General features: G+C 72.2%; 19 protein-coding genes. 12 read left to right on the top strand and 7 right to left on the bottom strand.

All coding sequences use genetic code 11. The features are described 5' to 3' along the window. Positions 1–16 precede the first annotated feature (16 nt). A complete protein-coding gene (locus AB0E19_RS29580; protein WP_362185257.1) occupies positions 17–1,210 on the top strand; it encodes an RtcB family protein in 1,194 nt (397 codons plus the stop codon). Between the two features lie 60 nt (positions 1,211–1,270). Here AB0E19_RS29580 and AB0E19_RS29575 read toward each other — a convergent pair whose 3' ends face one another. Next, complete coding sequence (locus AB0E19_RS29575) at positions 1,271–2,026, bottom strand: SDR family NAD(P)-dependent oxidoreductase (protein ID WP_360609538.1); 756 nt, start codon at positions 2,024–2,026, stop codon at positions 1,271–1,273. A 138-nt stretch (positions 2,027–2,164) separates the two neighbouring features. On the opposite strand from AB0E19_RS29575, the gene AB0E19_RS29570 reads away from it, so the two are divergent. Continuing rightward, positions 2,165–2,698 carry a hypothetical protein gene (locus AB0E19_RS29570; RefSeq protein WP_362185247.1) on the top strand — a complete coding sequence of 178 codons (534 nt, stop codon included), beginning with the start codon at positions 2,165–2,167 and terminating at the stop codon, positions 2,696–2,698. A 26-nt stretch (positions 2,699–2,724) separates the two neighbouring features. Here AB0E19_RS29570 and AB0E19_RS29565 read toward each other — a convergent pair whose 3' ends face one another. Next, positions 2,725–4,182, bottom strand: a complete 1,458-nt coding sequence (locus tag AB0E19_RS29565) for an FAD-dependent oxidoreductase (RefSeq protein ID WP_362185246.1) — start codon at positions 4,180–4,182, stop codon at positions 2,725–2,727. 101 nt (positions 4,183–4,283) lie between these two features. Between AB0E19_RS29565 and AB0E19_RS29560 the strand changes: the two genes are divergently transcribed. Continuing rightward, complete coding sequence (locus AB0E19_RS29560) at positions 4,284–4,844, top strand: TetR family transcriptional regulator (RefSeq protein ID WP_362185245.1); 561 nt, start codon at positions 4,284–4,286, stop codon at positions 4,842–4,844. Positions 4,845–4,996: 152 nt separating this feature from the next. Here the strand turns inward: AB0E19_RS29560 and AB0E19_RS29555 are convergent, their stop codons facing one another. Further along, complete coding sequence (locus AB0E19_RS29555; RefSeq protein ID WP_362185244.1) at positions 4,997–5,731, bottom strand: Mut7-C RNAse domain-containing protein; 735 nt, start codon at positions 5,729–5,731, stop codon at positions 4,997–4,999. A 242-nt stretch (positions 5,732–5,973) separates the two neighbouring features. Between AB0E19_RS29555 and AB0E19_RS29550 the strand changes: the two genes are divergently transcribed. Beyond that, positions 5,974–6,414, top strand: coding sequence for a GNAT family N-acetyltransferase (locus tag AB0E19_RS29550; RefSeq protein ID WP_362185243.1), 441 nt, complete (start codon positions 5,974–5,976; stop codon positions 6,412–6,414). On the opposite strand, the gene AB0E19_RS29545 is transcribed toward AB0E19_RS29550, so the two are convergent. After that, complete coding sequence (locus AB0E19_RS29545) at positions 6,398–6,970, bottom strand: GNAT family N-acetyltransferase (RefSeq protein WP_362185242.1); 573 nt, start codon at positions 6,968–6,970, stop codon at positions 6,398–6,400. The genes AB0E19_RS29550 and AB0E19_RS29545 overlap by 17 nt on opposite strands. Before the next feature lie 321 nt (positions 6,971–7,291). Continuing rightward, on the bottom strand, positions 7,292–7,534 hold the full coding sequence (locus AB0E19_RS29540; protein ID WP_362185241.1) for a hypothetical protein: 243 nt from the start codon (positions 7,532–7,534) through the stop codon (positions 7,292–7,294). 265 nt (positions 7,535–7,799) lie between these two features. On the opposite strand from AB0E19_RS29540, the gene AB0E19_RS29535 reads away from it, so the two are divergent. Further along, complete coding sequence (locus tag AB0E19_RS29535; protein WP_362185240.1) at positions 7,800–8,669, top strand: ABC transporter substrate-binding protein; 870 nt, start codon at positions 7,800–7,802, stop codon at positions 8,667–8,669. Positions 8,670–8,857: 188 nt separating this feature from the next. Here the strand turns inward: AB0E19_RS29535 and AB0E19_RS29530 are convergent, their stop codons facing one another. Then, entirely contained in the window at positions 8,858–9,250 is a 393-nt protein-coding gene (locus AB0E19_RS29530) for a MerR family transcriptional regulator (protein ID WP_362185256.1), read from the bottom strand. 225 nt (positions 9,251–9,475) lie between these two features. Then, positions 9,476–10,075 (bottom strand): hypothetical protein, encoded by a 600-nt coding sequence (locus tag AB0E19_RS29525; RefSeq protein WP_362185239.1) that lies wholly within the window; start codon positions 10,073–10,075, stop codon positions 9,476–9,478. A 267-nt stretch (positions 10,076–10,342) separates the two neighbouring features. Between AB0E19_RS29525 and hemL the strand changes: the two genes are divergently transcribed. The 7 genes from hemL to ccsB all read left to right on the top strand — a co-directional run bounded on the left by hemL (position 10,343) and on the right by ccsB (position 18,061). Continuing rightward, the gene (gene hemL / locus AB0E19_RS29520; RefSeq protein WP_362185238.1) at positions 10,343–11,650 is read left to right on the top strand and encodes a glutamate-1-semialdehyde 2,1-aminomutase; all 1,308 of its coding nucleotides are present in this window, start codon (positions 10,343–10,345) and stop codon (positions 11,648–11,650) included. Further along, the gene (locus AB0E19_RS29515) at positions 11,647–12,348 is read left to right on the top strand and encodes a histidine phosphatase family protein (RefSeq protein ID WP_362185237.1); all 702 of its coding nucleotides are present in this window, start codon (positions 11,647–11,649) and stop codon (positions 12,346–12,348) included. The genes hemL and AB0E19_RS29515 overlap by 4 nt, the downstream gene beginning before the upstream one ends. A 206-nt stretch (positions 12,349–12,554) precedes the next feature. Continuing rightward, on the top strand, positions 12,555–13,811 hold the full coding sequence (locus AB0E19_RS29510; RefSeq protein WP_362185236.1) for a hypothetical protein: 1,257 nt from the start codon (positions 12,555–12,557) through the stop codon (positions 13,809–13,811). Positions 13,812–13,888: 77 nt separating this feature from the next. Further along, positions 13,889–14,503, top strand: coding sequence for a TlpA disulfide reductase family protein (locus AB0E19_RS29505; protein ID WP_362185235.1), 615 nt, complete (start codon positions 13,889–13,891; stop codon positions 14,501–14,503). A 4-nt stretch (positions 14,504–14,507) separates the two neighbouring features. Continuing rightward, positions 14,508–15,245: a cytochrome c biogenesis protein CcdA gene (locus tag AB0E19_RS29500; RefSeq protein WP_362185234.1), complete on the top strand. Its 738-nt coding sequence runs from the start codon at positions 14,508–14,510 to the stop codon at positions 15,243–15,245. A gap of 3 nt (positions 15,246–15,248) precedes the next feature. Then, positions 15,249–16,985 (top strand): cytochrome c biogenesis protein ResB, encoded by a 1,737-nt coding sequence (locus AB0E19_RS29495; protein ID WP_362185233.1) that lies wholly within the window; start codon positions 15,249–15,251, stop codon positions 16,983–16,985. Then, the gene (gene ccsB / locus AB0E19_RS29490) at positions 16,982–18,061 is read left to right on the top strand and encodes a c-type cytochrome biogenesis protein CcsB (protein ID WP_362185232.1); all 1,080 of its coding nucleotides are present in this window, start codon (positions 16,982–16,984) and stop codon (positions 18,059–18,061) included. The genes AB0E19_RS29495 and ccsB overlap by 4 nt, the downstream gene beginning before the upstream one ends. Positions 18,062–18,075 lie beyond the last annotated feature (14 nt).

Below are 18,075 nucleotides of genomic sequence, written 5' to 3'. Positions count from 1 at the left end.
GGGGAATCGAGGAAGTATGTCGTATGTAGAGGTACCGGGTGCGCAGGTGCCCATCCGGATGTGGGCCGATCCTTCCACGGTGGAGGGCGGCGCGATGCAGCAGCTGCGGAACGTGGCGACGCTGCCGTGGATCAAGGGCCTCGCGGTCATGCCCGACGTGCATTACGGCAAGGGCGCGACGGTCGGTTCGGTGATCGCCATGAAGGACGCGGTCTGCCCGGCGGCGGTCGGTGTGGACATCGGCTGCGGCATGTCCGCGGTGAAGACCTCCCTGACGGCCGAGGACCTCCCCGCCGACCTCTCCCGCCTCCGCTCGAAGATCGAGCAGGCGATCCCGGTCGGCCGGGGCATGCATCGTGACGAGATCGACCCGAAGCGGCTCTACCAGTTCCCGACGAGCGGCTGGGACGACTTCTGGTCGCGCTTCGACGGGGTGGCGGACGCGGTGAAGTTCCGCCGCGATCGGGCCGCGCTCCAGATGGGGACGCTCGGCTCCGGCAATCACTTCGTGGAGCTCTGCGTGGACACGTCCGGGGCGGTGTGGCTGATGCTGCACTCGGGCTCGCGGAACATCGGCAAGGAGCTTGCCGAGCACCACATCGGCGTGGCGCAGCAGCTGCCGCACAACCAGGGGATCATCGACCGGGACCTCGCGGTCTTCGTCTCCGAGACCCCGCAGATGGCGGCCTACCGGCACGACCTCTTCTGGGCGCAGGAGTACGCGAAGTACAACCGCGCGATCATGATGGCGCTCTTCCAGGAGGTCGTCCGCAAGGAGTTCCGGAAGGCGAAGGTGTCCTTCGATCCGGTGATCTCCTGCCACCACAACTACGTGGCGGAGGAGCGGTACGAGGGCATGGACCTGCTCGTGACCCGCAAGGGCGCGATCCGGGCCGGCTCCGGCGAGTTCGGCATCATCCCGGGCTCGATGGGCACCGGCTCGTACATCGTGAAGGGCCTCGGGAACGCGGCCTCGTTCAACTCGGCCTCGCACGGCGCGGGCCGGAAGATGAGCCGGAGCGCGGCGAAGAAGCGCTTCACGACCCGGGACCTGGAGGAGCAGACGCAGGGCGTGGAGTGCCGCAAGGACTCCGGCGTCGTGGACGAGATCCCGGGTGCGTACAAGCCGATCGAGAAGGTCATCGAGCAGCAGACCGACCTCGTGGAGGTCGTCGCCAAGCTCAAGCAGGTCATCTGCGTGAAGGGCTAGGACGGCTCGGTGGGAGGGGCCCCGGTGCGCTGCGCCGGGGCCCTTCGCCGTGCCCGCCGCCTACGGCTCGCGGTGGAGCTTGGTGTTGGAGGCCTGGGCGCGGGGGCGGACGACCAGGAGGTCGATGTTGACGTGCGGCGGGCGGGTGCAGGCCCAGGTGATGGTGTCGGCGACGTCGTCGGCGGTGAGGGGCTCGGCCACGCCGGCGTAGACCTTGGCGGCGCGGTCGGTGTCGCCGCGGAAGCGGGTGGTGGCGAACTCCTCGGTCTTGACCAGGCCGGGGGCGATCTCGATGACGCGGACCGGGGTGCCGACGATCTCCAGGCGGAGGGTCTCGGCGAGGACGCGCGCGCCGTTCTTGGCGGCGACGTAGCCGGCGCCGCCTTCGTAGGTGGAGTGGCCGGCGGTGGAGGAGAGGACGACGACGGTGCCGTCGCCGCTCGCGGTGAGCGCGGGGAGCAGGGCCTGGGTCATGTGGAGGGTGCCGAGGACGTTGACGTCGTACATGCGGCGCCAGTCCTCGGGGTCGCCGGTGGCGACGGGGTCGAGGCCGAGGGCGCCGCCGGCGTTGTTGACGAGGACGGCGAGGGTGCGGAAAGCGGTGGCGAACTCGTCGACGGCGGCGCGGTCGGTGACGTCGAGGGCGTACGCGGTGGCCTGGTGGCCGGCCTCGGTGATCTCGGCGGCGAGGGCCTCGATGCGGTCCTTGCGGCGGGCGGTGAGGACCACGCGGTAGCCGGCGGCGGCCAGCTGCCGGGCCGTGGCGGCGCCGATGCCGCTGCTCGCTCCGGTGATGACGGCGATGGGGGCGGACATGGCGGAGGCTCCTCGCACAGGTGGTCGGTCGGTGTCGTGGCCAGGATAGGCGGCGGGTCAGCGCCCTCGGGGGACACGCGGGCTGACGGATTGTCAGACGGTGGGATGATCTGTGGGTATTTTTGCCTTATGCATGCGATGTCGAAGGGTGTGCTCGGGGCCGTGCTGGCGGCGCTCGTGGTGCTGGGTGCCGGGACGACGGCCGGGGCGACCGGTGAGGGGACCGGTGACGCGGGTGGTGGCGGGGCCGGTGACGTGGGTGCCGAGGTGGTCGCCGGTGCGGCCGGGGCCGAGGCGGATCTCGCCCACCACGGTCATGTCTCCCTGTGGGACGGGCGGGTCGGGGTGTGGCTGGTGACGGAGAACCACGGGCCGTCCGACGTCGCGGACGCCACCGTCCGGCTGGCCTTCTCCGCGCCCATGGCGGGCGGCCAGGAGCTGCCTCCGGGGTGTCTGTGGAGCAGCGCCCGGGTGGTGTCCTGCCGGACGGGCGCGCTGTCCGGCGGCGGGGCGGCGGGTGAGCTGGCGCTGGACCTGAGGACCGTGGGCCGGCCGCAGGAGCTGACGGTCGACGTGAGCACGGCCTGGCGGGCCGGTGGGGCCGACCGGAACTCCTTCAACGACCGGCACCGGGTGCTGGTCCTCGCCACCGGGGACCCGTACGTCTTCTGAGGTGCCCGCCAGGGGTGCCGGGGTGCTCATCGGCTGCTCCAGTACACGTATCCGTCGGGGCGGACGAGGACCGCGGTCCGGCGGGCGGGGTCCGTCCAGGTGGCCCGTACGACGCGGGCCGCGCCGGTCGGGGCGGAGGGCGGCAGGGCCGGGGTGGCGCCCTCGGGGGCGACGAGGACGAACTCGCCCGCGCGGAGCAGTTCGTGGAGCCGGCCCTCGCGGAGCCGGGCGTCGGGGGCGCGACGGCCGGAGGCGCGGCCGCCGCCGGGGACGGGGGCGTAGGCGATGCCGATGCCGATGCCGCTGATCATGCCGAGGGCCTTGGCGGAGGCGGGACGCAGGACGCCCAGGACGGTGGTGGCGACGGCGCGCAGCGCGCGGGTGGCGGGAGTGTGGGCCATGGCGAGGCGGATGAGGGCGCCGCTGCTGCGCAGGACCATGGTGCCGACGGGGTGGCGCTCGGTCTGGTAGCTGTCGAGGAGGGCCTCGGGGTCGGGGGCTTCGCCGCGGTGGACGGCGGCGAGCTTCCAGGAGAGGTTGGCGGCGTCCTGGAGGCCGGTGTTCATGCCCTGGCCGCCGGCGGGGGAGTGGACGTGGGCGGCGTCCCCGGCGAGGAAGACGCGGCCGACGCGGTAGGCCGGGGCCTGACGCTCGTCGCTGTGGAAGCGGGACATCCAGCGGGCGTCGTGCATGCCGTGGTCGGTGCCGAGGGCGCGGCGGGCGAGGTCGCGGACCTCGTCGAGCTCGATGGGCTCGCTGTCGGGGACCTGGCGGGTGCGGTCCCAGCCCATGACGCGGTACCAGCCGTCGCCGAAGGGGGCGATGAAGGCGAAGGTGTCCCCGGTGCCGTTGACGGTCAGGGAGGCGGCGGGTTCCTCGGTGAGCCGGACGTCGGCGAGGACGATCGAGCGGATGACGCTGGTGCCGGGGAAGGGCAGCCCGAGGGCGGTGCGGACGGTGCTGCGGTGGCCGTCGGTGCCGACGAGGTGGCGGGCGCGGAGCGTGAGGGGGGTGCCGTCGGGGCCGGTGAGTTCGGCGGTGACGCCGTCGGCGTCCTGGCGGAGGGCGGTGAGGGAGGTGTCGTGGCGGAAGGTGACGCCGGCGTCGACCGCGCGCTGTTCGAGGAGGCGCTCGACCTCGTACTGGGCGGTGATGAGGATGTGGTCGAAGCGGGAGGGGAGGCGGCTGAGGTCGAGAGAGAGGTTGCCGAAGAGCCGCATGCGGTTCAGCCGGGTGCCGGTGGCCTCCAGGGCGTCGGCGAGGCCGCGGGTGTCGAGCAGTTCCAGCGTGCGGGCGTGCACGCCGAAGGCGCGGGTGAGGTTGGAGCGGCCGGCGGGGCGGCGCTCGACGAGGGTGACGGCGAGGCCGGCGGCGGCGAGGTCGCCGGCGAGCAGCAGTCCGGTGGGGCCGGCGCCGATGACGACGACGTCGGCGCCGAGGGGCTCGGTGGTGGTGTCGGCCGGGTGGGATTCGGTGGTGCGCATGGCTGCCTCCGATGGGTCAACGCTTGTTGGCCTACGCTTGTTGGCAACGGTAGGGCCACTCCGCGTGACGTGTCAACACCTGTTGGCCTACAGTTGTGGGCATGACGACCGCACGCCGCTCCGACACCACGCGGGCCGCGATCCTGGAGGCCGCCCGCGAGCGCTTCGCCGCCGACGGGTACGAGCGCGCCACGATCCGGGCCATCGCACGCGACGCAGAGATCGACCCGTCGATGGTCATGCGCTACTTCGGGAACAAGGAGGGGCTCTTCGCCGCCGCCTCCGAGATCGACCTGGCCCTGCCGCCCCTGGGCGCACTGCCCTCCCGGCACATCGGTGCCGTCCTCGTGAACCACTTCCTCGACCGCTGGGAGCGCGACGACGTCCTCACCGCACTGCTCAGAGTCGGCGTCACCAACGAGGCCGGGGCCGCCCGCATGCAGGCGATCTTCGGGGCGCAGCTCGGCCCCGTCGCCCTCGGCGTCTGCCCGAAGCCCGATGAGGCCCCGGCCCGCGCCGCGCTCGTCGCCTCCCAGATCCTCGGCATGGCGCTCGCCCGCTACGTGCTGCGCATCCCCCCGGCCGCCGAGATGAGCCGCGACGAGGTGGTGGCCTGGCTGGCGCCGACCGTGCAGCGTTACCTCACGGCCGAGTCGCCCTGAGGCCGCCGAGGGCCTGCTGAACCGTGGCGGCGCCTACGAGACGGGCGTACCCACGAGGGGGCGGTACCTGCGAGGCGGCGGTACCTGCGAGGCAGTGGTACCCACGAGGCAGTGGTACCTGCGAGGCGGCGGTACCTACGAGGCGGCGGTACCTACGAGGCGGCGGCGCCGAACTCGCGTACCGCCTCGTCGACGATCGCCTCCAGGCGGGCGTGGTGCGCGCCCCGCCAGTACACCCGGTCGCACTCCTCGCACCGCGCGAAGACGTCGTACGTCTTCTCGGTGCCACGCTCCAGCCGCTCGCGCACCTCGTCCTTGCCGGTGTCGGTGAGCAGCCCGTTGCAGGCGGTGCAGCGGGTCCACGGTGCCAGGGTCGGCGCGAAACGCTCCAGGACGTCACGGAGCTGGTCGTCGGGCCGGTCGCTGTACACGTACGCCCCGGCCCACAGCTCGCGGCGGCGCAGCAGCCCGCGGTCGCGGGAGAGCATGACCCGCCGCTCCCGGGCGGAGAGCGCGGCGAGCGCCGGGTCGCCGATGTCCTCGTTCTCGTACGCGGCGTCGACGCCCAGCAGCCGAAGCCGCCGGGCCAGGGTGCCCAGGTGTACGTCGAGCAGGAACCGGAGGGGCGCGCCGGGCACCGGCTGGGGGCGGTCGACGTCCTCGACCTCGACGGTCTCGCCTGCGGCGGGCACGTGCGCGGCGGCCACCGGACGGCCGTCGACCAGAAGCCGGCCCGCCTCGGTGAGCGGGACGCCGAGGGACTCGACGACATGGCCCAGCGAGGAAAAACCGTCGGTCACCACGGCCGTGCGCCCCGAGCGCCGCTCGGCGGCGACGAAGACGGCGAGGCCGGGCGCGAAACTGATCTGGATCTCCGGTCCGTTCACGGGGACAGGATCGCACCGGGCACGGACGGCGGGCCAGGGATTTCCGGGCCGTGGCGCCGGGGGAGGGCGGCGCCGCGACGCCGTGGCACCGGGGAGGCCGGAGCCGCGACGCCGTGTCTCCGGGGACGGCCGGAGCCGCGACGCCGTGTCTCCGGGGACGGCCGGAGCCGCGACCGGGGTGGCCGCGACCACGGTGGTCACGGCCACGACAGAGCCTTGGGGGCTGGGTTACCGTCCCCTGCATGAAGATCATCGACCTCGAGCCCGGCGACCCGCGTCTGGAGAGCGATCTCCTGCCGGTCCTCCTCGAACTGCGCCCGCACCTCACGCCCGCCCTCTTCCGGGAGGTGTACGAGCGCGGCCACGCCCAGGGCCTGCGCTTCACGGCCGCCTACGACGAGGACGGCCGGTGCGTCGGCGCGGCCGGCTGGCGGCTCGTCCACAACACCAGTTCGATCAGCAAGCTGTACGTCGACGACCTGGTGACCGCCTCCGCCGTCCGCTCCACCGGCGTCGGCCACGCGCTCATCGCCCACCTGGACGGCCACGCCCGCACCGCCGGCTGCCACGAGCTCAACCTCGACTCCGGCACCCAGCGCACCGACGCCCACCGCTTCTACCTGCGCGAGCGCTTCGACATCGTGGCCTTCCACTTCGTCCGGCCGCTCACCGACCCCCGGTAGCCCCCAGGTCGAGGCGCCAGGCGTTGCAGCGCATCGGCCGGCCCGGCGGGTACTCGAAGTCCTCCTCGCCGAGCAGCTCGAACCCGGCCTTGCGGCACACCGCGTTCGACGCGGCGTTCTCCACCGACGGGAAGGCGAACAGATGGCGGTGGAGCCCCGCGGCCCGGGCCCGCTCCGCCACCGAGCGCGTGGCCAGGGTCGCGACACCGCGCCCCTGGAAGCCCGGCAGGACCGCCCAGCCCGTCTCGTACACCGGCTCGCCCCGCCACTGCGACGTCCAGAAGCCGATGCTGCCCGCGACCCGCTCCTCCGGCAGCAGCGCGACCCGGAACATCCGGCCCGCGCCCGTGGTGTCGGCGCTCAGGTCCACGTACCGACGGTGGCGGCGGACCAGCTGCTCCTCGGTCTCCGGCCCGCCCAGGTGCCCCATCAGCTCCGGCGCGTTCAGCGCCCGCAGCAGCCCGGCGTCCTCCTCGGACCAGGCTTCGAGGCGTACGGATGCGGCGGCGGTCCCGGTGGTCGCGGACGGCTCGGGGAGCGCGGGGGAGTCGGTCATGGGCGCACCGTACGACACGGCACCGACAGGCGGGCCGATGCGAGGGCGGCGCTCGGGCCCGGCTCCTGGGCGGGGAGTCGGGCCGGGAGTCGGGCGGGGAGTCGGGCGGGGAGTCGGGCGGGCTTTGGCCCGAGCAGCCCGTAGGGGGCGGGGTCCGGGACGGGTCGGGGATCCGACGCGTTTTTCCCAGACGGGGCCGGGGAGATCTTCTTGCGTCGAGTCCATGGCGGACGACGACATGCACCTTGCCTTCGAGAACAGTGGATCGTGCGTCGGCGGCCCGCGGAGACGCGGAAGCGGGTCGAGGCGTGGGCGGCGCCGTCAGCGCAGGCGGCCGGAGGAGGTGAGGGAGAGGCGGGAGACGACCCGGCCGAAGGCGAGCTCCTCCGCCGGGGTCAGCGGCACCGACTCCTGCGGGTGCCAGACGCGGTCCAGCGGCGTCAGCGAGCGGATCCGGCGGGCGCGGGCGCGCAGACCCGTCACCAGCCACACGCCCGTCGCGACCGCGAGCACGGCGAAGAGGGTGAGGGCACGGGGGTCGGAGAACTGGCCGGGCACGGACATGACGTTCACTCCAGGGCGAGGAGGCCGGCGCACGGCGCACGCGCCGGCAGGGGGCGTGCGGGCACGGCGGCACAGGCGATTCCTACTGCTTCCTCCCGACCCGTTCAGTTAACACCACGGTGGGGGACTTTCGGCAGGGGGGCCGGGACCAAAGTCCCGGGGCGGCCGGGGCGGGCGGCGCGCTCCGGGAGGCCCTCTTGTGCCGAACGGGGAACCGTTCGAAGGTGGCGGCGGAGGCAGATTCCGGCCGGGAGGGAGCAGCCGCATGTCCGGAACTGGGGTGCGCGGATGGGGTTTCACGGACGACAGGGGAGTGGAGGCGGAGGCGGCGGCGAGGCCGACACGGGTGCTCGCCTACGTGCGGGCCGGGGCGGCCCTCTTCGACCTGGGGGTGACGCCGTTCGCGGTGTACGGCTCCGGGCATGACGGGGCGGAGCCGGACCCGGCGAAGGACGGCGGTCTCGCGGCGGCCGGAGTGCCGTACCTGGGGCCGGGGCGGGCGCTGGACGAGGAGCGGCTGCGCGAGCTGCGGCCGGAGCTGGTGGTGGACGTCACGTACGACGGGAAGAGCCCGTACGCCGTGGACGAGGAGCTCCTGGGGCGGCTGGGCGTGCCGCTGGTGGCGCTCTCCGTCGGCAACGACCTGAGTCTGCCGGCGATCATCGGCCGGTTCGGGGAGCTGGGGGCGGCGCTGGGGGCGCCGGAGCACGGGCTGGACGGCGCGGGGGTGCTCGCGGAGGCGGAGGAGGCGGTGCGGGAGGCGGCCGCGGCGGCCGGAGCCGGGGGCGCGGCGCTGGCGCTCTCCGGCGGCGGCGCCGAGCAGGTCCACCTGGCGCGTCCGGTGGCCTGGCCGGAGCTGGCGCGGCTGGCCGGGCTCGGGGTCCGGCTGCTCGACCCGGGGCCGGGGCCGGGCGCGAACTGGCTGACCACCGGCTGGGAGCGGGCCCTCGACCTCGCCCCGGCGCTGGTCCTGTACGACAGCCGGGCCCACGCGAGCCGGCCCGAGGGACCGGAGCGGCTGCCGGCCGGTGCGCGACTGCTGCCGTGGAACCCCGAGACCCCACCGAGCCCGGCCGCCTACGCCCGCTTCTTCCACGCCCTGGCCCAGGCCCTCGCGGAGACCCCGCGTCCCTGAACCGGGTCCCGCCGAGCCCCGGTCCCCCGGGGCCCCTGTCCCCCGGGGCCCGTGCCCGCCCCATCCGAGCCGCCCGCCCCGTCCGACCCGCGCGGCCCCGTCCGAGCCGCGCGCCCCCGTCCGAGCCGCGCGGCCCTGACCTCCGCCCCCCGCCCCCGCCTCCCTGTCGCCCGTGGCCCGTCGCCGTCTCAGGAGGTGAGGCGGGAGCGGAGGGAGGCGGCGAACTCCTCGGCGCGGGTCAGCTGGAGGCGGAGGTCGGCGACGCGGGCGGCGGCGGCCTCCTCGTAGCGGCGGACGCGGGCGACCAGGAGCTCGCGCTCGTCCGGTTCGAGTTCGCCGTCCGTGCCGGGGAGGTCGGCGGCGAGGCGGTCGACCGAGGTGAGGAGCTCACGCGTCTCGTCGAGGCCGAAGCCGAGCGGCTGCATGCGGCGGATCACCATCAGCCGGGTCACGTCGGCGTCCGTGTAGAGGGGGAAGCCGCCCGGGGAGGCGGCCGAGGGGACGACCAGGCCGCAGTCCTCGTACTGCCGGATGGTGCGCAGGGGGAGTTCGGTGCGGGCGGCGACCTCGGAGATCTGCATGGGCTCGCCCACCGCGGTCCGTGCGCCGGGCATGCGGGCCGCGGACGGGCGCACTCCGGTCGCTGCGGTCGCTCCAGTCGCTCCGGTCATTCCGGTGAAGCCGGTCACTCGGGTCACGACAGGGTCCTCCTCGTATGGCGCCTGGGAACCAACCTCCACGCATTAGATCCGATTCGTCCTAATTTCAGGCGCTATGACGGTCGGAAACGCGGAGAGAGCCAGCCGTCAGGGCCAGACCAGGCAGTACGGCTGGTGGCCGGCCTCGTGGAGGCGGACGGAGAAGTCCTGCCACTCGTGGAGGAGCTGGTAGACGTCGAAGGCGTCGCGCGGGCCGCCGCGGTCGGGGACGGTGGACCAGATGAAGGCGGCGGCGCCGACCGACTCCTCGCCGATGGCGCGCAGCGGGTCGACCACGGTCGTCGGGAGCTTCACCACCGCGTAGTCGGGGTGCAGGACGACCAGTTCCAGCGGGGGGACCTTGTGCAGCGGCAGGCCCTGGATGCCGGTGAGGACCATCGCCGCTATCGTCTCCGGCTTGATCTTGGAGAACATGCCGCCCATGCCCAGCTCGTCGCCGCCGAGCTCCTCCGGGCGCATCGAGATCGGGACGCGGGCCGCCGTGGCGCCGTCCGGCGCGCCGAAGTACTTGTAGGTCACCGCCAAGCTGCGGCTCCCCAGGGGCGGGTCCGCAGGGGGCTGCTCGGGGGATGCGCGATTGTCCGGCGCGGCCGGGTCCTCCGCCCGCCGGCGCCGGTGCCTCCCCCGCCGGACAGGCTCCGGACCCAGGTCGTCCGTCCCCTCGCCCGGTCCGCCACCGCGATGCATATCTCCACCCGACTGCTTTTTCTCGGCAACACGACCCCGCCGCGCAACCCGATCATCGTGTCAGTGACCTCCCCCGCGTCACTGCGGTGAAACACCTGTCCGCAAGAAACGCCGCCGCCTCTGACACCATGGTTCCCGTGAGCCAACCCCATGAGGTCCCTGTCGCCACAGTTTCGCAGACGCGGCGGCAGGCCGCCCCGGCGTGACGCACAGGGTGCCCACACCGTCCCTCCGTACCAGACGTCGTACTCGCAGGTCAGGATCGTTGTGTCGTATTCATACGAAGCCCCAGTCTCACAGACGCTTTTCGACCGCGCGTCCCTTGTGACGCCCGGCGGCGTGAACTCACCGGTGCGGGCCTTCCGGGCTGTGGGCGGTACGCCCCGGTTCATGGTGTCCGGCACCGGTCCGTACCTCACGGATGCGGACGGTCGCGAGTACGTCGACCTCGTCTGCTCCTGGGGGCCGATGATTCTCGGCCACGCGCACCCCGAGGTGACCGCCGCCGTGCAGGCCGCGGTGGCCCGCGGCACCTCCTTCGGTACGCCCGGCGAGGGCGAGGTGGCGCTCGCCGAGGAGATCGTGGCCCGCGTCGAGCCGGTCGAGCAGGTGCGCCTGGTCTCCTCCGGAACCGAGGCGACGATGTCCGCGATCCGGCTCGCCCGCGGGTTCACCGGGCGCGCGAAGGTCGTCAAGTTCGCGGGCTGCTACCACGGGCACGTGGACGCGCTGCTTGCCGCCGCCGGCTCCGGCGTCGCCACCCTCGGCCTGCCCGACACGCCCGGCGTGACCGGCGCCCAGGCCGGCGACACGATCGTGCTGCCCTACAACGACCTGGAGGCCGTCCGGGCCGCGTTCGCCGCGCACCCGGGCGAGATCGCCTGTGTGATCACCGAGGCCTCGCCCGGCAACATGGGCGTCGTCCCGCCGCTGCCCGGCTTCAACCAGGGCCTCGCGGACCTGTGCCGGGAGAACGGCGCGCTGTACATCTCCGACGAGGTCATGACCGGCTTCCGTACCAGCCGCGCCGGCTGGTACGGCGTGGACGGCGTCAAGGCCGACCTGCTGACCTTCGGCAAGGTCATGGGCGGCGGCTTCCCGGCCGCGGCGTTCGGCGGTCGTGCCGACGTCATGGCGCACCTCGCGCCGGCCGGCCCGGTCTACCAGGCGGGCACGCTCTCCGGTAACCCGATCGCCACCGCCGCCGGGCTCGCGCAGCTGCGGCTGCTCGACGAGGCCGCGTACGAGAAGGTGAACGCGGTCTCGAAGGAGATCCAGGGCCTGGTCACCGGCGCGCTCGCCAAGGAGGGCGTGGCGCACCGGCTGCAGACCGCGTCCAACATGTTCTCGGTCTTCTTCACCGCCGACGAGGTGCGGAACTACGACGAGGCGAAGCGGCAGGAGGCCTTCCGCTTCAACGCCTTCTTCCACTCGATGCTCGCGGACGGCGTCTACCTGCCGCCGTCGGCCTTCGAGTCCTGGTTCGTCTCCGCCGCGCACGACGAGCGCGCGATCGAGCGGATCGCCGCGGCGCTGCCCGCCGCCGCCCGTGCCGCCGCGGAGGCCACGGCATGAGCGCGAGCGAGGACGTGAAGGGCGCGGCGGACATCACCGTCGTCCACCTCATGCGCCACGGCGAGGTGCACAACCCGGACGGCGTGCTGTACGGGCGCCGGGCCGGCTACCACCTCTCCGAGCTGGGCCGGCAGATGGCCGACCGGGTGGCCGAGTCGCTGGCCGAGCGGGACGTCACCCATGTCGTCGCCTCCCCGCTGGAGCGGGCGCAGGAGACGGCCACCCCGATCGCCAAGTCGCACGGCCTGGACCTGGCCACCGACTCACGCCTCATCGAGGCGGCGAACGTCTTCGAGGGCAAGACCTTCGGCGTCGGCGACGGGGCGCTGCGCCGCCCGGCGAACTGGAAGCACCTCACGAACCCCTTCCAGCCGTCCTGGGGCGAGCCGTACATCGAGCAGGTCGTGCGGATGATGGGCGCGCTGGACGCGGCGAAGGACGCGGCGCGCGGGCACGAGGCGGTGCTGGTCAGCCACCAGCTGCCGATCTGGATCGTGCGGTCCTTCGTGGAGCGGCGCCGGCTGTGGCACGACCCGCGGCGCCGGCAGTGCACGCTGGCCTCGCTGACCTCGTTCACGTACAAGGGCGACAAGATCGTCTCCGTCGGGTACAGCGAGCCGGCGATCGATCTGGTGCCGGTGCACCTGCGGGCCGGTGCCAAGCCGGTGAAGGGCAGGCAGAAGGCCTTCGGGGCGTAGCCCGCACCCGACCCCACCCGCTTGACTGGACATCGTCAAAGCGACATCGTCGAAACGACGTCGTCAGGGCGGCCGGAGAGAGGTTCCTCTCCGGCCGCCCTGAAATTTTTGTGCGAGTGACCGGAACCTCCGTGTTCCTCCCCGCATCTCACTCATTGTCGGTTTGGATGATGTTTCGGTCACACAACAGCGCGAATGGGGATGACATGCGCGGGATCAGTCGAAGGGGCCTTCTCGGAGCGGGTGTAGGAGCGGCGGCCGCGCTCGGGGTCGCCGGGTGCAGCGACAAGGACCAGGGCGGCAAGGGAAGTTCCGGACCGGACAAGGGCGGTGCCCCCACGACCGGCGGCGACGCCGCCACCCCCGCCCCGACCAAGGACGACGTCCGGCTCATCGGCGACGGTTCCACCGCCGACACCGGCAAGCAGCCCCACCAGCCCGACACCCCCGTCCCGCTCGAACCGGGCCAGACCCCGCCGCAGTTCGTGGTCTTCTCCTGGGACGGCGCCGGCGAGGTCGGCAACGGCCTCTTCCCCCGCTTCCTCGAACTGGCCCGCAACCACGACGCGGCCATGACCTTCTTCCTCTCCGGCATCTACCTGCTGCCCGAGTCCAAGAAGGACCTCTACCGCCCGCCGAACAACCGCGTCGGCGCCTCCGACATCGGCTACCTCACCGACGAGCACATCAAGGACACCCTCAAGAACGTCCGCCAGGCCTGGCTCGACGGACACGAGATCGGCACCCACTTCAACGGCCACTTCTGCGGCGGATCCGGCTCCGTCGGCAACTGGACCCCGGCCCAGTGGCAGAGCGAGATCGACCAGGCGATGAAGTTCGTCACCGAGTGGAAGACCAACAGCGGCTGGACCGACCTCGACCCGCTGCCCTTCGACTACTCCAAGGAGCTCGTCGGCGGCCGCACCCCCTGTCTCCTCGGCCAGGACAACCTGCTGCCCACCGCCAAGCGCCTCGGCTGGCGCTACGACGCCAGCTCGCCCGGCGGCCGCCAGACCTGGCCCGTCAAGCGCAAGGGCATCTGGGACTTCCCGCTCCAGGCCGTGCCCTTCCCCGGGCACTCCTTCGAGGTCCTCTCCATGGACTACAACATCCTCGCCAACCAGTCGAAGAACTCGACCAAGGGCATGCCCTCCCGCTATCCCGGCTGGCGCAAGCAGGCCACCGACGCGCTGATCGCCGGCTTCACGCGCGCGTACGAGTCCAACCGCGCCCCCTTCTTCGTCGGCAACCACTTCGAGCAGTGGAACGGCGGCATCTACATGGACGCCGTCGAGGAGGCGCTCAAGGCGATGGCCGGGAAGAAGGACGTCCGACTGGTGTCGTTCCGCCAGTTCACCGACTGGATGGACGTCCAGGACCCGGCGATCCTGGCCCGACTGCGTACCCTCGACGTGGGGCGGAAGCCGGCCGGTGGGTGGAGCACCTATCTCACAGCCGCTTAGGCGATCTTGACAAGGGGCGTTACGGGCACGTAGGGGGGTGCCCAAGATCCCCCAAACGCCCATGCGAAACTTTTCACATGAGCCTTAGCCGTGGCCTCCGTCCTGCCTCCCGACGCGCCCTCGCCGCCGTCGGCGCGCTGTCCGCCGCCCTCGTGCTCTCCGCCTGCGGTGGCGACGACAACGGCACCTCCGGTGGCGGCAACACCAACTTCGTCACCAGCAAGGGCGGCATCTCCACCGTCCCCAAGGGCCAGCGCGAGGGGATCAACCAGATCGCCGGCGAGACCCTGGAGGGCGAGAAGCTCGACGTCGCCGACCTCAAGGGCAAGGTGGTCGTCCTCAACGTGTGGGGCTCCTGGTGCGGCCCCTGCCGCGCCGAGGCCCCGCACTTCGCCAAGGCCGCCGAGGACCTGAAGGGCGAGGACGTCGCCTTCGTGGGTCTCAACACCCGCGACGCCAACAAGCAGCAGGCGCTGGCCTTCGAGGAGGAGTACAAGATCTCCTACCCGAGCCTCTACGACCGGGACGGCAAGCTCATCCTCTTCGGCTTCCCCAAGGGCACCCTCAGTCCCAAGGGCATCCCCTCCACCGTCGTGCTCGACAAGGAGGGCAAGATCGCCGCCCGCGCGCTCATGGCCGTCGACGAGACCAAGCTGCGGTCCATGATCGACCCGCTCCTCAAGGAGAAGTGAGCCGGTGAACGAGACCGTCACCAGCGGAGCCCTCCTGCTCGCCGTCCCCGTCGCCCTCCTGGCCGGCCTGGTCTCCTTCTTCTCGCCGTGCGTGCTCCCGCTCGTCCCCGGCTACCTGTCGTACGTCACCGGTGTCTCCGGCACCGACCTCGCCGACAGCCGCCGCGGCCGGATGACCGCCGGCGCCCTCCTCTTCGTCCTCGGCTTCACCGCCGTCTTCGTCTCCGGCGGCGCGCTCTTCGGCTACTTCGGCGCCACGCTCCAGGAGTACAGCTCCACGCTGAGCACGATCCTCGGCATCTTCATGATCGCCATGGGGCTCTTCTTCGCCGGGCTGATGCCGTGGTTCACCCAGCGCGAGTTCCGCTTCCACCGGAAGCCCGTCGCCGGCCTCGTCGGCGCCCCGGTCCTCGGCGCGCTCTTCGGCATCGGCTGGACGCCGTGCATCGGCCCGACGCTCGCCTCGGTCAACGCGCTCGCCCTCGAACAGGCCAGCGCCGGACGCGGGGCCATACTGGCCCTCGCGTACTGCCTCGGCCTCGGCGTCCCCTTCGTCCTCGCCGCCATCGCCTTCCGCAAGGCGCTCGGCGCGTTCGGCTGGGTCAAGAAGCACTACGTGTGGGTGATGCGGATCGGCGGCGGCATGATGATCGTCACCGGTGTCCTCCTCCTCACAGGCGTCTGGGACAGCATGGTCTCCACGATGCAGGGCTGGTCCAGCGGTTTCACGGTGGGAATCTGATCCATGAGCAAGACAGACACGACGGACGCGACCGACGCCGCGGACACCGAGCGGACGGCCGGTGACGACGCGGCCGGTGCCGACCTCTCCACCGCCCCCCGGGAAGAGACGATCGGCGGCCCCACCCTCGGGGTCGTCGGCTGGATCCGCTGGTTCTGGCGCCAGCTCACCTCCATGCGGGTGGCGCTGATCCTGCTCTTCCTGCTCTCCCTCGGCGCCGTGCCCGGCTCCCTCATCCCGCAGACCAGCGCGGACGAGATGAAGGTCGCCGACTTCAAGCAGGCGCACGAGACCCTGACGCCGCTGTACGAGAAGCTCCAGCTCTTCGACGTCTACAGCTCGGTGTGGTTCTCCGCGATCTACATCCTGCTCTTCGTCTCCCTCATCGGCTGCATCGTCCCGCGCACCTGGCAGTTCGTCGGCCAGCTCCGCGGCCTGCCGCCGGGCGCCCCCAAGCGGCTGACCCGCCTGCCCGCGTACACCACCTGGCGCACCGAGGCGGACCCCGAGGAGGTCCGCGAGGCGGCCCTCGCCGTCCTCAAGGGCCGCCGCTTCCGGGCCCGTACCGCCGGTGACGCGGTCGCCGCCGAGAAGGGCTACCTCCGGGAGGCGGGCAACCTCCTCTTCCACCTCGCGCTGATCGTGATGCTGGTGGCCTTCGCCTGGGGCCAGCTCTTCAAGTCCGAGGGCGGCAAGCTGGTCGTCGAGGGCGACGGCTTCTCCAACACGCTCACCCAGTACGACGACTTCAAGTCCGGCTCCCAGTTCGGCGTCGACGAGCTGGAGCCGTTCAGCTTCACCCTGGACGGCTTCACCGGTACGTACGAGAAGAGCGGCCCGCAGCGCGGCACCCCCCGCACCTTCGAGGCGGCCGTCACCTACACCCGGGGCGACGGCAAGGACGAGAAGGCGGTCATCCGGGTCAACGAGCCGCTGAAGGTCGGCGACTCCAAGGTCTATCTGATCGCCCACGGCTACGCGCCGGTCGTCACCGTCAAGGACGGCAGGGGCAAGGTCGTCTTCCGCGGCGCCGTCCCGCTGCTGCCGATCGACAACAACATCACCTCCACCGGCGCGATCAAGGTGATGGACGGCTACCGCGACAAGAACGGCAAGGCGGAACAGCTCGGCTTCAAGGCCTTCTTCGTGCCGACCTTCGCGGGCGCCGGGCAGGGGAACATGTTCTCCCAGTTCCCCGCGCTCGACTTCCCCGTCATGGCCCTCACCGGCTACCGCGGCGACCTGCGGGTCAACTCCGGGCTGCCGCAGAACGTGTACCAGCTCGACACCTCCAAGATGACCCAGTTCAAGGTCGCCGGAGGCACGGGGGTCGCCCAGCGGATGCGGCCCGGCGAGACCATGACGCTGCCCGACGGCGCCGGCTCGATCACCTTCGAGAAGGAGATCAAGGAGTGGGCGAGCTTCCAGGTCTCCCAGCAGCCGGGCAACGGCCTCGCCCTCTCCGGCGCGGTCGCCGCGATCGCCGGACTCACCGGCTCGCTCTTCATCCAGCGGCGCCGGGTCTGGGTCCGCGCCGTCCGCGGCGAGGACGGCAGGACCGTCGTCGAGATGGCGGGCCTCGGCCGCAGCGAGTCCGCCAAGCTGCCCGAGGAGCTCGCCGAGCTCGCGGTCGCGCTCACCGCCACGGCGCCCCCGGCGCCCGAACCCGCCGCACCGGAATCCGCCGCATCCGAACCCGCCGAAGCAGAAGCGGAAGCATCAGAAGGGGTCGAGAAGTGATCCTCGCCGCCGAGACCAACGAGAGCCTGGCGCAGATGAGCAACACGCTCGTCTACTCCTCGATGGCCGTCTACACCCTGGCCTTCCTCGCCCACATCGCCGAGTGGGTGCTCGGCAGCCGCAGCAAGGTCGGCCGCACGGCCGCCGCGCTGACGCAGCCGGCCGCCGAGGCCGCGAAGGTGACCGTCCAGGTCAAAGGGGCCGGCGGCACCACCGTCCTGGACCGGCCCAAGGTCGTCACCCGGGCCGCCGCCGGCACCCGTGACGTCCCCGACGGCCCCGGCGCCGCCGGCGGCACCGTCAAGGGCGACCTGTACGGCCGGATCGCCGTCTCGCTCACCGTCCTCGCCTTCGCCCTGGAGGCGGCGGGCGTGGTCAGCCGCGCGATCGCCGTGCAGCGCGCCCCCTGGGGCAACATGTACGAGTTCTCCACCACCTTCTCCACGGTGGCGGTCGGCACCTACCTCGCCTTCCTGCTGGCGAAGAAGAACGTCCGCTGGATCGGCCTCCCGCTGGTGACGACGGTCCTGCTCGACCTGGGCGTCGCCACCACCTGGCTGTACACCGAGAGCGACCAGCTGGTCCCGGCCCTCGACTCGTACTGGCTGTGGATCCACGTCTCCACCGCGATCTTCTGCGGCGCCGTCTTCTACCTCGGCGCCGTCGCCACCCTGATGTACCTCTTCCGCGACTCGTACGAGAACAAGCTCGCGAACGGCGGCGAGCCGGGGTCCTTCGCCCGGTCCGTCCTGGAGCGCCTGCCCTCCGCCGCCTCCCTCGACAAGTTCTCCTACCGGGTCAACGCCGCCGTCTTCCCGCTCTGGACCTTCACGATCATCGCGGGCGCCATCTGGGCCGGCGACGCGTGGGGCCGCTACTGGGGCTGGGACGCCAAGGAGGTCTGGTCCTTCATCACGTGGGTCGGCTACGCCGCCTACCTGCACGCCCGGGCCACGGCCGGCTGGAAGGGCCGCAAGGCCGCGTACATCGCGCTCATCGCCTTCGGCTGCTTCCTCTTCAACTACTACGGCGTGAACATCTTCGTCAGCAGCAAGCACTCCTACGCCGGCGTCTGAGCTGGCACGGCCCC

The sequence above is a fragment of the Streptomyces sp. NPDC047974 genome (assembly GCF_040653375.1).
In the GTDB taxonomy this organism is placed as follows: Bacteria; Actinomycetota; Actinomycetes; order Streptomycetales; family Streptomycetaceae; genus Streptomyces.
The sequence above is the reverse complement of the archived record's forward strand: the minus strand, read 5'-3'. Positions and strand labels throughout refer to the sequence as shown.